Below are 12,710 nucleotides of genomic sequence, written 5' to 3'. Positions count from 1 at the left end.
CCATGTCAAAGTCGGCATATCATTATGAGGCATTTTACCAAACTATCGAAATTTTGACTAAAATTTTCCCTAATTTCCTTACTTCATACTACAAGCCCCGACCATGAAAATCATCCCTATCTCAAATAACACGAACACAAACAATGAATTACCGGAATTTGACCGTGAGTTGATTGCCAGTTTGCCATCAAGCGGTCCCCGTTATACATCCTATCCGACCGCCGACCGCTTCCATGAAGGCTTTAAAGAAGCCGAATATATCCAAGCTTTAAACCTGCGCAACATGGGTGCGCTCAACAAACCCCTTTCGCTCTACATCCATATTCCCTTCTGTAATACCATCTGCTACTACTGCGGCTGCAACAAAATTATTACCAAAGACAAAAGCCGTGCCGATGCCTATATCCAGTATCTGGAAAAAGAAATGGAATTGCTGGCACCGCATTTGGGCGGAAGACACCAGCTTGCGCAACTCCACTTCGGCGGCGGTACGCCGACATTCCTAAGCGACGACCAACTCGAACGCGTCTTCGAAATGATCCGCAAATACTTCCAGCTCATCCCCAACGGCGAATACTCCATCGAAATCGACCCACGCAAAGTCAGCCGCGAAACCGTCCTCAAATTGGGCAAACTCGGTTTCAACCGCATGAGTGTCGGCATTCAAGACTTCGATCCTAAAGTGCAGGCAGCCGTCAACCGTATCCAAAGTTACGAAGAAACCAAAGAAGTCATCGATGCCGCCCGCGAAGCCGGGTTCAAATCCGTCAGCGTCGATTTGATTTACGGCCTGCCGCACCAAAACACCGAAAGCATCAAAACCACCATCGATACGGTCTTATCCCTCGATCCCGACCGCCTTGCCCTCTACCACTACGCCCACCTGCCGCATATCTTCAAACCGCAACGCCGTATCGACACCAATGTCGTTCCCGGCAGCGAAGAAAAACTCGATATGCTGCAATATTGCGTCCAAACCCTGACCGAGCGCGGCTATGTTTTCATCGGCATGGACCACTTTGCCAAACCTGACGATGAACTCTCCATCGCCCTCAAAGAAGGCTTCCTGCAACGCAACTTCCAAGGCTACTCGACCTATGCCGACTGCGACCTGGTAGCGATCGGCGTGTCCTCTATCGGCAAAATTGGTAGCACCTACTCCCAAAACGAGCGCGACATCGATGCCTATTACGCCGCACTCGATGCCGGACATCTGCCGATTATGCGCGGCTACCAGCTCAATCAAGACGATATTTTGCGCCGCAACATCATTCAGGATTTAATGTGCCGCTTCTCGCTTGATTATCAAATTTACGAAAGCGTGTTCGGCATTCCGTTTAGCCGCTATTTTGTAGCGGAATTGGAAGATATGAAGCAACTGGAAACCCTCGGTCTGGTTCGTCTCAAACCGCACGGCCTGACCGTTACGCCGAAGGGCCGTTTCTTGATCCGCAACATCGCTATGGTGTTCGACTACCATTTGCGCCATAAAGAAACCAAAGCCAAATACTCGCAAACCGTATAAACAGAAATGGAAAAGATGATATATTGACATGTCAATTATTAAAATAAGTTAATTTCCTATATTTATGTTTTTAATAGATATTTAGTTATTGCATTTTCAACAGAAACGACAAAGAACGGCTGTTTTTACAGCCGTTTTGTTTTGTATAAATTCGTTAAACCGTCTGATGTCGCGCTTTATCAAACGGCTTTTTAGACTTGTGTATATAAAATGCGATTTTTGCCAATTTCTGCATTAGTGCAACGATGATTATCATCTTAGGCTTTTTTGCCGCTTCTAAATTTCTGACAAGTTGAGGAAATGCATTCATGCGATAGGCAACAAGGGCAGGCATGAACAAGGCGCGTTTTAATTGGCGGTGTCCGTATCGGCTCAATCTGCCTTTTTTATTGACACTTGTCCCTGATTGTTCAATTTTTGGACTTAGACCGGCAAATGCTACAAATTTATTCGCTGTTTCAAAATTTTTATCTGTCAGGTGTCTTAGTAGGATCACTGCGGTTTCTTTACCTATTGCCGGTATGGTTTGCAGGTTTTGATATTCGATATTTAGACTTTCTTTCTGTTTTATCATGCCTTCTATCCGCTTTGATGTCTGATCTATTTTTTCTTCAAGTAGTTCTATGATTGCTTCATGGGTTGATTTTATGTATATGTCTTTTGCGGTATGCAACCTGTTTTGTGTTTCTTTTTGCTGTTCTTTTATTTGTTGCAGAAGATTAACCAGCTTATAGAGTATGGGATTTTCAGACGGCCTAAACGGTGTCAGTTTGTCTAAGTGTCGGTTTGCAAATTCGGCGATAAGTTTTGAATCTGCTTTATCTGTTTTGGTATTGCTGAACTGACTTTTTGCGTATTCTTTGATTTTTAAGGGATTAATTACAAAGATCGTATATAGCGCGCTCAAATATTCTGCCGCCTGTTCGTAGTAAATGCCTGTTGCTTCCATACTTATGGCAATTTTTCTAATTCTTTTTGTTTTTATCCAATTAATCAGATTCTCAAATCCTTCTGTATTGTTGGATATTTTTATATAGTCTTTGCTTCCTTTAGTTGTAATCAATGTTGCGTCTATCGTGTCTTTAGATACGTCCAACCCTATGACATTCATTTCATTTTCCTTATTTATTCAGCCTGATACGGCTATGATGATATTCAATCTTTAAGGTAATTGGACGGTTCGACATATCTTTTCCTCAGTTTTCAACTCTGGTCGTTATACTGTCTAAACCGTCTAGGCTTTTGTTTTGCGCTTAAACAAAAACCTGTAAACCGCCTTAATTAAAACGATTTACAGGTTTCAATTTAATTTACCCAATTTCAAAAAGGCGGGAGTTCCCGCACCCCGTTGATATTTATTTAACCGTTGATTCCGCTTAGGCTACATCAACAATTAAATAAATATCTCTTAACTGCCGACCTTTGCACCGTTTTGGAATCCTGTTTTTTCGCCTGCTTCAACATAGCCGTCATACATCAAGTTTTGAGGGCTTTTGCCGCCCATCGTAAGTACTTGTCCATTTTCAGGCGCGTAGGCTGTCTGCGGTGCTGTTTGTGGCTGTTGTACGGTGTGCTGTTCATCCTTATAGGGATTGAAAGGCAGGCCGTTTTTCACGTAGTCCTTACACATGGCTTTATTAACTTCTTTTAGCGGCGTGCCTTGGGTGCTATAACAAGTACAACCACTATTACCACCTTCAACGCAACCGGCGATGTATTCAAAGGTTTTAACTTGTCTTACATTGTCATAGATGGGTTTACTTTCAGGTTTTTCGGCTAGAGTAGGTACAAAATCTTCAGGCTTAAGATTTGTTTTTATATCTTGATGACTTTTAGGTTGATCAGTTTCCGTGATTGCCTGTGGTTCAATTGCAGACGAATCAGAAACAGATTGAACTACTTCAGATTGGCCGCTACCTTGTTTATAAATCTGATAAACGTTGAAACCTTTCCAAGCCATGAAAGCAAAAATAGCTACCAAAGCCCAAACAGCAAGCGGAATATTCTTTTTAAACTTCTGATGCTGGCTGGATGATTTGTAATATTTAAACGCCTCTTTTGGCGGCTTCCAGCTTGATGATTCAACGCCTGTTACTGCGGCAGGATTATCTAGGCTGGTAACACATTTGTACCATGTATATTGCTTCATACCTACTGCTTTGCGCTCAAGGTGCGTATGTTTTGAAACGAGATTGCGTACAAATACGTCAAGCTGACTTGGATGCTGTGTCATTAAGATAACCGTATGGCCGTGGTGACGAAGTTCGGTTAATTCTTGAATATAAGGCGGAACAGGGCGACCGGCAGCGCGAACAGGATAAGTATAATGCGCTTCATCGACAATCAATACTGCACCAGTAGGTAAAATATCCCTTAAAGGCGCAGACATAATTTCTTCTTCTGTGAGTTCGTGTGCGTTGAATTTACGTTTATCCAAACCGTCAATATGGCAGAAATAAAGCGGACGATCTACTTCCGTACCGTCTTCAAGCTTCATTTTGAACAAACCGTCTTCATTGTTCAGAATCATGGATACCACACGCGAAGTCTTGCCGGTACCCATATTCCCAGTAAACAAATAAATCATAACGCTACCTTGGCATAATAAAAGTTAATTTATTTAATGTAATCATTCCAATATAAAAGCTGAATGCGCCGAATAAATAACCGAGACCTTGGCCAAAACCACCTATTAAAAGTAAATTAAGAATATCAGACGGCATAGAATTTATGGCATTCAATGTGTAATCTTTAAATTTATTCAGCGCAATAATATAGCCTGCATACGTTACAAACGTCATGCCAGTAGCAATAATTATTCTGACAATTAGCATTTTGAGCAAAATTGCCAATAAAGGTATAAGACCTGCAAGTAATGGCATAAGTACCTCTTATTTCCTCAACGACCCAAAAACAATAAACGCGGACATGATGATGAATCCGAGCAGAACGGCAAAACGAACTTTTTCCATGAAAACGCAGAGCGGTTCATAGCTGATTTGTACCGGCTTTCCCCAAATGTTAAAACTTTTTGGCTGAGGACAAACGCCGTTTGGCGGTAGGAAATCGTCTGACGACCATGTCCTATCATCGGTAGTTTGAGGAATACTTATAGCGTCAAACATTCCCTCTTCAGGCTTGCCCATTTTGTCACAGGCTAAAATGTCTGGAAAAAAATCACAAAGTAAGCCTTTTGATTCTTCTTTCTTGTTATCTTTTTTATCTTCTTTCCTTTTATCAGATGGATCATCATCCGGATCAGGTTTATCATCCGGACGTTTATCAGGCTTATCATCTGAATCAGGATTGTCATCAGGTTTTTTATCGGGCTTTCCATCAGGATTAGGCGCAGGATCTGGATCAGGCTTTGTATTGGGTGCTTCAGATCCGCCCGGTGTCAGATCGGGACGTTGAGTAGTTGCGACATCTGCCGTTGAATTGCCGTTGGAGTCTTTGCCGAAAGTAATGGTAATTTGAACCGGTTTGCCGTTTTCGGGAGTGACAGGGCCAATGGTTACAACAGTACCGGCAGGGACTGATACTTTTTCGTTATATTCTGGTTTGCCTGTGCCTTCTACAAAGGGCGTTGGGTTGCTATCTATTGAAGGGGTAGCGATTTTTAAGAATTCTTGAGAATCCAAGACTGTAGGAAATGTACCTTCTTTCAATTTGAAAAAAATAGAGCTACGTGAATCACTACCATTTGAAACTGAACAACTTCCGCCGTTTAAATCGAATAAGCATTTACTAACATTGTATTTAAGATATTCTTTATTGCCTGTATCAACTAAATATTGCCTACGTTCAGGCCAATAATTATTAGCCATCGCTTCCATTTTCGATTTCATCAAAAATTCTGCTTCAGACCTACTTTTTCCTCCGAGTTTATATGCTCTAATGATTGAAGAATCAACACCTGTACATTCATATTCTTTATATATTTCATTTGGATATTCGCCCCTTCTATCCCAGATGCACAATTTATTATCCCAATATTTAAGGAATTCTTCAGATTTTTCATCGTATTTGTATTCAGCAGATTCAATGGGGGATTTAACAGCTTGATAAGCTTCGTAGGCAAAATATGCAGCTGTACCCCAACCGGATAAACGTGTGCCTAAAGCAGCGCCTCTTTTTACCAGGCCAAATGCGCCTGAAAGAACGGCTTTTCGGGATACTCTAGCTTCTAACGTTACAGGTACAGTTGAGGTAGATCTAAAGCCTGTTGATACGTCACGGACAGCTAGGGATTTACTGGAATTTTCATGATAAAACATATTCCCACCCATACCACCACGACCATTATCTAAATACCGCCAAGTTCTAACGCCATTTTGATTAAAACCGCCAGTTGAAACACGTACTCTACCATTTGATTCAACAACTAATTCAGCATGAACTTTAAAATTAAATCCTAATAGAATAACGGCCATAATAATAAGCCGTAGAAATTTGACCATCATAGAACTCTTTGCATTCAAAGCCATGTTCTAAAAACTGAAATTTTAAAAAAGAGCCATCTTCAAAAAAAACTAACATATCATCAAGATATGTTCGATTTAAGAAATATTGAGCTGCACTTTTTACCATGTTCTTAAAATCAGAAATTGGATAAATTTCTTTAAGTTTGAACATTTCAGCCATAAAAACATGACACAATTTTTCATTTAAATAATCTGGATTCGTGTCTTTTTTGAATCTCAATTCTTCTTCTGAAATATAAAACATAATACTAACTTTCGTAATGATTGCTGAAAGTTAGATTTTGACATTACCCGAATAGGGTATCAATCCTTAAATAAAATAGCCCCTATCAAAACAGGTACCGCCAGACCCAAGTAAAAATAGTAATCCATCATTTGAGAACCCTTTTCAAAATGGATACGAAATACACAGCAGCCATCACGCCGAACAAGAGCCATCCTGTATCCAAACCGCTTTTCAGATTTTCACTTGGATCGCATTTGGGCAAATCGGCTTTAATCGTCTGTCCGTTGAGTTTCCATACTGTACCGTTGTACTCAGGTTTGATAATTTTGCCGTCTTGGCTAATTTGAGGTACTACCAAGCTGAAATAGACGTTTTCAGCTTGGCTTTGCTCAAGACATTTATTCCCGACTTGGTAGTACATCTTAATTACCTATTAGCGCAATAAGCGTTTAACAATGGCAATAACGAACAAAGCGGCAAATACGCCGACTACCAACCATCCTGCTTCAAGGCCGTCAGTTTTTGCGGCTTCAAGGGCTGATTTTGCACCTTCATCAAGAGCGGCATAGGCTTGTGTAGCCAAAGCCAGAGGAGCTGCGGCAACAACGGCCAGTTTTGCGCCGTATTTACGGCAAGTGTTCATCAATTTCATGATGTTTTCCTTTACGAAATGTTTAAAAAAATGTGTTTGCGGGCTATGTGAAGGTTTTAGAGACCGCCCGCCGAGCCTCTTAAACTTAGTCTTCTTTTGTATAAAAACTGAAAATTAAAAATTCGCCGCCGATTTCTTCAATCGCCGAATTGAAAGCATCTTCATAGCTTTCATATTGACCGGCAGATTTAATATTAGGAGTGAAACCAATATCACCGAATGGATCGGGATAGATGAATTCATGATTTTCGAGTTCTTGAACAATAAATTTTTGCTGATACTTACTCATGATTCAGCCTTTCTTAGGCTTTGGGCGCTGAGCCTTTAACTTGGAAATCAAGCAATTTAGGAACTAGGCCTTTACCTGTTGATTCCATGGCGACGGTTACATCAACCGCGCATGGGAATTTAAGATTTTTCAGCTTGTCGAAATTATGGCTATCGCCAAACTTCATGCTTGCCGCGGTAAAACCTACGGAATTGCCGTTTGAAGGCATGGGGCTGGCTACCAAAACTGTGCAAGAATCGATTTTGTTACCGTCAATTTCGCCTTTGAATTGTTTTGCACCCAACAGGGTTGCTGAATACGTGGTTACTTGGCTTTGCTCAAACATTTTGAATTTCCTTTACTTGTTTAAAAAATTTGAAATAATTTTCTCTTCGAGTTCGATGTCTTTAATGTGTTGTTTTTCCCTGTCTTGTGGAAATGCGGTTTCTTTCTCATCAAGCAAATCATCAAGTAATGTTTGCATATTCAAATCATCAATTGCTTTTTGCTCTTCGTGGATATACTGAATCTTTTGTGTCTGATCTCTACAATCGTATTGTTCAGGTTGTAAACCTTTGGGATAACCTTCAATGCCTTTTACAAGTTCATCGACGATTTTTGTATCATCCCATCCTATATCGCGAAGGAAATTAACCATTTTTCCAACCTGATTACGCGCATGGAACAGTTTGTGATCGAAAGATAAATTTACTGTTTCTGTCTTGGCATCCATCCGCTTAGCTTCTGTTTTGAATATCGCCGAACATATCGGGTAAGCACCACCAAGATACGAACCGGGATAAAGCAAAACATCTAAGGGGATTTCTATATCGCCTGCCCGAAATTCAGTTTCAAACCTGACCCATGGACTGTTGACATCGCCAAATTGTTTTCCTTTCTCATAAACACGGGTAAATTTAGAATTTCCGCGTTTACCTACATAAAAGGTTTTGCCGCTACCGTCATCATTGCGCCATGCAGTACCTCGGCATTCGCTTTTTGGCCTCATGTTATGAACGTCAAAATGGCCGTTGTCATGATCAAGTAATGCCTGATCGGGTGTGTATTCGCCGTTAAAAAAATCATGGGCCACATCAACACGGGTAATTTTTGGACGTATGCACTTACTTAAAAACTCATACAGTCGGTTTTCCCAACCGGGTATAGCAGCCTGACAACCTGTACCATTCAATTCAACCAACATTGTTTCACGCTGACCGCCGTAATGAACCTTGCCATATTCGACGTTATCCGGACCAAGTTGGTAACAGCTTTTATAGAAAAACTTGCCTTTAAACGGTAGTTTTTGGGTAATGCCAAAACCTAAAATTTCTTCTAAAAGCTCGCTATACTTCACAACAAATTCTGTATCTGACACCAATCCTTTACCTGTTACTTTAGGCAAACTGTCTTCATGAATTGTAAAAGTGATTTGGTCAATAAATGCACCGTCATCCCTGCCACGTCTTAAAGGTATTTCGATGAATTTGCCTTTTCCATCGGATACGAAATGGCTGAAATATTCAAACTCAAAGTCTTGGTTATCCGATTTTTCCGCACCCTTCGGATTATGGGTTTTATTTTGCTCCCCCCCTATTAGCCTAGGGGGCAGCCTTCGGCGGTTGTCGCAGCCTTGCCGTCCGCTGACGCGTCCGCCATATCCGCGACCACCGCCACGGCTTTATCTTCCAAGGCTTTCACGGTTGCATTCCTCATTCATCAATCCCCTTACTAAAAGTCTTCCGCATTCGTTTGCGGCGTTTTCGGTTTTTTGTTTCAAAGTAGGATTGCGGATAGGGAAACAAACTGTTTTGATGCATTGGGATTCGTTGTCTTTATCCCTGAACACTTTCAAGATGTATGCTTTCGGGAAAGATAAGGGTTCGGGATTGACGGTATAGAAAATAAACATGATTAAGCCCCTTCACTGGCTAGAGTTAAGGGGCTTTACAAGAATTAAAAATATGCGCCCCTGATGGAACGCAATATATAAGGTCGTCTGAAAATTTTCAGACGACCTTTGTTTTTATTTTCAATACTTTCGGGTAACATAAAACCATATTTTCCGCTTTATCAGAATTCAAAGTTAATTTGTATAGGCGCGTATCCTATGGTTACCGAACAGCAAAACGATATCCTCAGCATCAATCAAGTACAGCTTCTCCTTGCAGAAAAACGCACGGCACTTGCTATCATGCGTACGGGCATTGCCGTTTTCGCACTCCCTTTGTCTATTTTCAGTGCGCTGATTGCGACATCGAAATGGTACGAGGCCGTTGATGTTTGGCCTTTGCTCGTACTGGTCAGTCTGATGAACATCAGCTTGATTATTTTCTCGGTCTATCTAATTACCCGCTCGCTCCGTAGAATGCACCAATATGACCAGCTGATTGCCGATATCAAATACAACAATCAGTCTTTGCGTAAACTGATTAAGTCATAAAATGCAGATAGTTGGGGCTACACATAGGTCGTCTGAAAATCAAAATATAGCGGAACTCCAAATATGTATTAAAACATGATTCTGCCAAATATACCGTAATTGTTCTTGGAGACGTTACTGTACACTTTGCTCCCCCATTTGAATGGATACGATACCATTGCAGTAATTGAGATTAAAATGAACAACAAATATAAAGAATGGATAAAAATCATACTGCTCCCTCATTTAATAACGGCTATTTTTTTAGGGCCGGCAATAATTATTTTTTGGTCAGGTGGATTTATCGGTCTCTATTCTGTTATAAACGTGTTCAGTGAATTAGGTTCGCTTAAATATTATATTTATATTGGAATTCCTTTAATTTTTATAATGTTCTTACTTGGGTTTTATTGGAAAAATCTGACGATAGGGAAGGTACTGACTTCTTCTGCGATATATTTATGGTTTCTCTTAGGTTTTTTATGCCTAGGGTGGCAGATATAAACTTATTGAAATGATCAACTCAATTGGATATTAGGAACCCTGCTGGATACACCGATCGTGTGTAGACAAATACGAATGCAGTCTGCAATTTTGGTTTGTCCGGTCTCTTGTCTCAAACGCTTTTAAAATATGGAACAACCCGATTTTTTCCCCATCCCCAGTCCCTGTATAGGTGTCTGCGAAGCCAATGCCAAAGGTTATTGCAAAGGCTGCCTGCGCAGCCGGGAAGAGCGCTTGTACTGGCTCCAGATGACCGACAGCCAAAAGCATCAAGTCATGCACCTTCTGTCCCTCAGGAAGGCCAAAATTCGCAACCGCAAACTGGAAAAAACCGAAACGGACGAACATCCAGTTCAAAACCTGCTCGATTTCTAAATTGCCCTTGCCTACCGCACACCACAATAAGGAAAAACATGAAAAAACTGCTTGCCTGCCTGCTTGTGCCATTGACCGCCCTCACCCTGGGCGCCTGCAAACCCGCCGCGACTTCACCCGAAAGCAAACCTGCCGAACTTAACTTGCATCAGCCTAAACTGACCAGCAATGTTTGGAAAATCAGCAAAGAAGGCCAACCCGATTCCTACCTGCTCGGCACCATCCACATGGGACGAACCAATCAGACCTTGTCTCCCGATGCAGTCAAACTGTTGCAATCCACCGCCCAACTGACGACAGAAGTTGACGCATTGCCAGACAGCAGTCCGGAAACGAAAAAAATGTATCAAAAATACTTCAAAGAAATCATGAGTACCGAACCGCTCAGTCGCAAGCTTGGCAAAACAGATTTCCGTCTTTTACAAGAAATCTATTCGCAAAATGAAGAAAGCCGCCCCATCGCCCAAATTGCCGACAAGCTCCATCCGTGGGCGGCATTCATTTTTGCCGGCAGTACATTTCCCCAAGGGTATAGCTCAGAAACCGGTGCAGATATGTTACTGACCAACGCGGCTGCCGACATCAATAAGCCGCGTGGTTCATTAGAAAGCTTGGACGATGTTACCGCGATCTTCAAAGCCCAGCCTGAAGAAACCATGCTCAACTTTCTGAAAGCCAGTATTAAAACCAATAAAGAAGAAACCGAAGATATCAAAAAACTCCATCAAGCCTATTCAGACGGCCGCTTTGAAGAACTCATCCCACTTTTGGAAGAAACCGAACAACGCACCCTCAAACGTGTTGATACCAAGTACGCCAAAGCCATGTCCGATTGGCTGAAAAACGACCTCCTGATCCGCCGCAACTTGGCATGGCTGCCTGAAATCCGCAAGCAATCGGCCAAACAAAGCACCCTCTTTGCTGTAGGCATTGCCCATTTACCCAGTGAAAAAGGCCTAATCGAACTATTGCGCCAAGAAGGCTATCAAGTAACGCCCGAACCCAAAGTTCTGATTTGGCAATAAACCCAATCAAACAACAAGGCCGAGACCTTTGCAAAATTCCTTTCTTTCCGACAGCCGAAATCCAAACACAGGTTTTCGGCTGTTTTTGTTTCAAATATCCACTGATTCTACTCAAATACCCTCTTAATCCTCCTTGGATACCTGATTAATCAGGCATCCGGCCGCCTTTTAGGCGGCAACAGGCGCACTTAGCCTGTTGGCGGCTTTCAAAAGGTTCAAACACATCGCCTTCAGATGGCTTTGTGCACTTACTTTAACCAGCCCGAAATAGGCTGCCCGGGCATAGCGGAATTTACGGTGCAGCGTACCAAAGCTTTGTTCGACCACATAACGGGTCTTCGACAAATACCGGTTGCGTTTGGTTTGCGCTTCCGTCAGCGGATGGTTACGGTGTGCTTTGCGCATAATGCCGTCCAGCAGCCGATGCTCTTCCAGATGTTGCCGGTTTTCTTCACTGTCATAGCCTTTGTCGGCATAGACGGTCGTACCTTCGGGCAGACCTTCCAATAAAGGCGACAACTGTTTGCACTCATGGGCGTTGGCGGGGGTAATATGCAGTTTCTCGATATAGCCTTCCTCATCGGTGCGGGTATGTTGTTTGTAACCGAGTCTGTATAAACCGTTTTTCTTTGTCCAGCGGGCATCGCTGTCTTTACTCGGTGTGGTTTGTCCGCTGACTTGTCCTTCTTCATCGACTTCTATGGCCTGACGCTGTTTGCTGCCGGCGGTCTGAATAATGGTGGCGTCAATGACGGCGGCGGATGCTTTCTCTATTTTTAGGTTTTTTTCGGTCAGTTGGCGGTTAATCAGTTCCAGCAATTCGGACAGGGTGTCGTCTTGCGCCAGCCAGTTGCGGTAGCGGCATAAGGTGCTGTAATCGGGGATGCTCAGTTCGTCAAAACGGCAAAACAGGTTGAAATCGATGCGGGTGATGAGGCTGTGTTCGAGTTCGGGATCGGAGAGGCTGTGCCATTGGCCGAGCAGGACGGCTTTGAACATGGACAACAGGGGATAGGCGGGACGGCCGCGGTGGTCTCGAAGGTAACGGGTTTTTTGACGATTCAGGTATTGTTCGATCGGTTGCCAATCAATCACCTGATCCAACTTCAATAGTGGGAAACGGTCGATGTGTTTGGCAATCATGGCTTGGGCGGTTTGCTGGAAGAAGGTGCTCATGGAAAATCCCCTAAATGTCTTAGTGGGAATTTAGGGGATTTTGGGGAATTTTG

Annotated in this window: 16 protein-coding genes; 4 read left to right on the top strand and 12 right to left on the bottom strand. The window is 42.5% G+C overall.

Going from position 1 to position 12,710, the window contains the following annotated elements:
- The first annotated feature begins 103 nt into the window (after positions 1 to 103).
- On the top strand, positions 104 to 1,525 hold the full coding sequence (gene hemN, locus KCG54_RS02530; RefSeq protein ID WP_254324556.1) for an oxygen-independent coproporphyrinogen III oxidase: 1,422 nt from the start codon (positions 104 to 106) through the stop codon (positions 1,523 to 1,525).
- A gap of 154 nt (positions 1,526 to 1,679) precedes the next feature.
- Here hemN and KCG54_RS02525 read toward each other — a convergent pair whose 3' ends face one another.
- The 11 genes from KCG54_RS02525 to KCG54_RS02475 form a co-directional block, all read right to left on the bottom strand.
- Positions 1,680 to 2,636, bottom strand: coding sequence for an IS110 family transposase (locus KCG54_RS02525; protein ID WP_254323775.1), 957 nt, complete (start codon positions 2,634 to 2,636; stop codon positions 1,680 to 1,682).
- Positions 2,637 to 2,933: 297 nt separating this feature from the next.
- Positions 2,934 to 4,112 (bottom strand): zonular occludens toxin domain-containing protein, encoded by a 1,179-nt coding sequence (locus KCG54_RS02520; protein ID WP_254323774.1) that lies wholly within the window; start codon positions 4,110 to 4,112, stop codon positions 2,934 to 2,936.
- Positions 4,113 to 4,116: 4 nt separating this feature from the next.
- The gene (locus KCG54_RS02515) at positions 4,117 to 4,407 is read right to left on the bottom strand and encodes a DUF2523 domain-containing protein (protein ID WP_254323773.1); all 291 of its coding nucleotides are present in this window, start codon (positions 4,405 to 4,407) and stop codon (positions 4,117 to 4,119) included.
- 9 nt (positions 4,408 to 4,416) lie between these two features.
- A complete protein-coding gene (locus tag KCG54_RS02510) occupies positions 4,417 to 5,988 on the bottom strand; it encodes an IgG-binding virulence factor TspB family protein (protein WP_254324555.1) in 1,572 nt (523 codons plus the stop codon).
- Positions 5,933 to 6,253 carry a hypothetical protein gene (locus KCG54_RS02505; RefSeq protein ID WP_254324554.1) on the bottom strand — a complete coding sequence of 107 codons (321 nt, stop codon included), beginning with the start codon at positions 6,251 to 6,253 and terminating at the stop codon, positions 5,933 to 5,935. Before KCG54_RS02505 ends, KCG54_RS02510 begins: the two co-directional genes overlap by 56 nt.
- Positions 6,254 to 6,380: 127 nt before the next feature.
- Positions 6,381 to 6,656: a hypothetical protein gene (locus KCG54_RS02500; protein ID WP_254323770.1), complete on the bottom strand. Its 276-nt coding sequence runs from the start codon at positions 6,654 to 6,656 to the stop codon at positions 6,381 to 6,383.
- A 12-nt stretch (positions 6,657 to 6,668) separates the two neighbouring features.
- Positions 6,669 to 6,887 (bottom strand): major capsid protein, encoded by a 219-nt coding sequence (locus KCG54_RS02495; protein WP_070646583.1) that lies wholly within the window; start codon positions 6,885 to 6,887, stop codon positions 6,669 to 6,671.
- An 85-nt stretch (positions 6,888 to 6,972) separates the two neighbouring features.
- Entirely contained in the window at positions 6,973 to 7,176 is a 204-nt protein-coding gene (locus KCG54_RS02490) for a hypothetical protein (RefSeq protein ID WP_063075624.1), read from the bottom strand.
- 13 nt (positions 7,177 to 7,189) lie between these two features.
- On the bottom strand, positions 7,190 to 7,501 hold the full coding sequence (locus KCG54_RS02485) for a hypothetical protein (protein WP_254324553.1): 312 nt from the start codon (positions 7,499 to 7,501) through the stop codon (positions 7,190 to 7,192).
- A gap of 12 nt (positions 7,502 to 7,513) precedes the next feature.
- On the bottom strand, positions 7,514 to 8,767 hold the full coding sequence (locus tag KCG54_RS02480; RefSeq protein ID WP_349306440.1) for a replication initiation factor domain-containing protein: 1,254 nt from the start codon (positions 8,765 to 8,767) through the stop codon (positions 7,514 to 7,516).
- Between the two features lie 69 nt (positions 8,768 to 8,836).
- Positions 8,837 to 9,067, bottom strand: coding sequence for a hypothetical protein (locus KCG54_RS02475; protein WP_254324551.1), 231 nt, complete (start codon positions 9,065 to 9,067; stop codon positions 8,837 to 8,839).
- Between the two features lie 198 nt (positions 9,068 to 9,265).
- Between KCG54_RS02475 and KCG54_RS02470 the strand changes: the two genes are divergently transcribed.
- The 3 genes from KCG54_RS02470 (at position 9,266) to KCG54_RS02460 (ending at position 11,481) form a co-directional block, all read left to right on the top strand.
- Positions 9,266 to 9,598, top strand: coding sequence for a hypothetical protein (locus tag KCG54_RS02470; RefSeq protein WP_004519629.1), 333 nt, complete (start codon positions 9,266 to 9,268; stop codon positions 9,596 to 9,598).
- Positions 9,599 to 10,210: 612 nt separating this feature from the next.
- On the top strand, positions 10,211 to 10,456 hold the full coding sequence (locus KCG54_RS02465) for a DUF1289 domain-containing protein (RefSeq protein WP_254324550.1): 246 nt from the start codon (positions 10,211 to 10,213) through the stop codon (positions 10,454 to 10,456).
- Between the two features lie 38 nt (positions 10,457 to 10,494).
- The gene (locus KCG54_RS02460) at positions 10,495 to 11,481 is read left to right on the top strand and encodes a TraB/GumN family protein (RefSeq protein WP_254324549.1); all 987 of its coding nucleotides are present in this window, start codon (positions 10,495 to 10,497) and stop codon (positions 11,479 to 11,481) included.
- Between the two features lie 168 nt (positions 11,482 to 11,649).
- On the opposite strand, the gene KCG54_RS02455 is transcribed toward KCG54_RS02460, so the two are convergent.
- Positions 11,650 to 12,657, bottom strand: a complete 1,008-nt coding sequence (locus KCG54_RS02455; protein WP_254324231.1) for an IS5 family transposase — start codon at positions 12,655 to 12,657, stop codon at positions 11,650 to 11,652.
- Between the last annotated feature and the right edge of the window lie 53 nt (positions 12,658 to 12,710).

Source organism: Neisseria subflava, from assembly GCF_024205705.1.
GTDB classification, from domain to species: Bacteria; Pseudomonadota; Gammaproteobacteria; order Burkholderiales; family Neisseriaceae; genus Neisseria; species Neisseria subflava_D.
This window is presented reverse-complemented; position numbering and strand designations above follow the sequence as displayed.

Excerpts from the sequence above, each read along its gene's own strand:
- KCG54_RS02485 (WP_254324553.1), bottom strand. The coding sequence starts at position 7,501 with ATGTTTGAGCAAAGCCAAGTAACCACGTATTCAGCAACCCTGTTGGGT.
- KCG54_RS02510 (WP_254324555.1), bottom strand. The coding sequence starts at position 5,988 with ATGATGGTCAAATTTCTACGGCTTATTATTATGGCCGTTATTCTATTA.
- KCG54_RS02525 (WP_254323775.1), bottom strand. The coding sequence starts at position 2,636 with ATGAATGTCATAGGGTTGGACGTATCTAAAGACACGATAGACGCAACA.
- KCG54_RS02465 (WP_254324550.1), top strand. The coding sequence starts at position 10,211 with ATGGAACAACCCGATTTTTTCCCCATCCCCAGTCCCTGTATAGGTGTC.
- KCG54_RS02470 (WP_004519629.1), top strand. The coding sequence starts at position 9,266 with ATGGTTACCGAACAGCAAAACGATATCCTCAGCATCAATCAAGTACAG.
- KCG54_RS02460 (WP_254324549.1), top strand. The coding sequence starts at position 10,495 with ATGAAAAAACTGCTTGCCTGCCTGCTTGTGCCATTGACCGCCCTCACC.
- hemN (WP_254324556.1), top strand. The coding sequence starts at position 104 with ATGAAAATCATCCCTATCTCAAATAACACGAACACAAACAATGAATTA.
- KCG54_RS02520 (WP_254323774.1), bottom strand. The coding sequence starts at position 4,112 with ATGATTTATTTGTTTACTGGGAATATGGGTACCGGCAAGACTTCGCGT.
- KCG54_RS02515 (WP_254323773.1), bottom strand. The coding sequence starts at position 4,407 with ATGCCATTACTTGCAGGTCTTATACCTTTATTGGCAATTTTGCTCAAA.
- KCG54_RS02475 (WP_254324551.1), bottom strand. The coding sequence starts at position 9,067 with ATGTTTATTTTCTATACCGTCAATCCCGAACCCTTATCTTTCCCGAAA.
- KCG54_RS02505 (WP_254324554.1), bottom strand. The coding sequence starts at position 6,253 with ATGTTTTATATTTCAGAAGAAGAATTGAGATTCAAAAAAGACACGAAT.
- KCG54_RS02455 (WP_254324231.1), bottom strand. The coding sequence starts at position 12,657 with ATGAGCACCTTCTTCCAGCAAACCGCCCAAGCCATGATTGCCAAACAC.
- KCG54_RS02490 (WP_063075624.1), bottom strand. The coding sequence starts at position 7,176 with ATGAGTAAGTATCAGCAAAAATTTATTGTTCAAGAACTCGAAAATCAT.
- KCG54_RS02500 (WP_254323770.1), bottom strand. The coding sequence starts at position 6,656 with ATGTACTACCAAGTCGGGAATAAATGTCTTGAGCAAAGCCAAGCTGAA.
- KCG54_RS02495 (WP_070646583.1), bottom strand. The coding sequence starts at position 6,887 with ATGAAATTGATGAACACTTGCCGTAAATACGGCGCAAAACTGGCCGTT.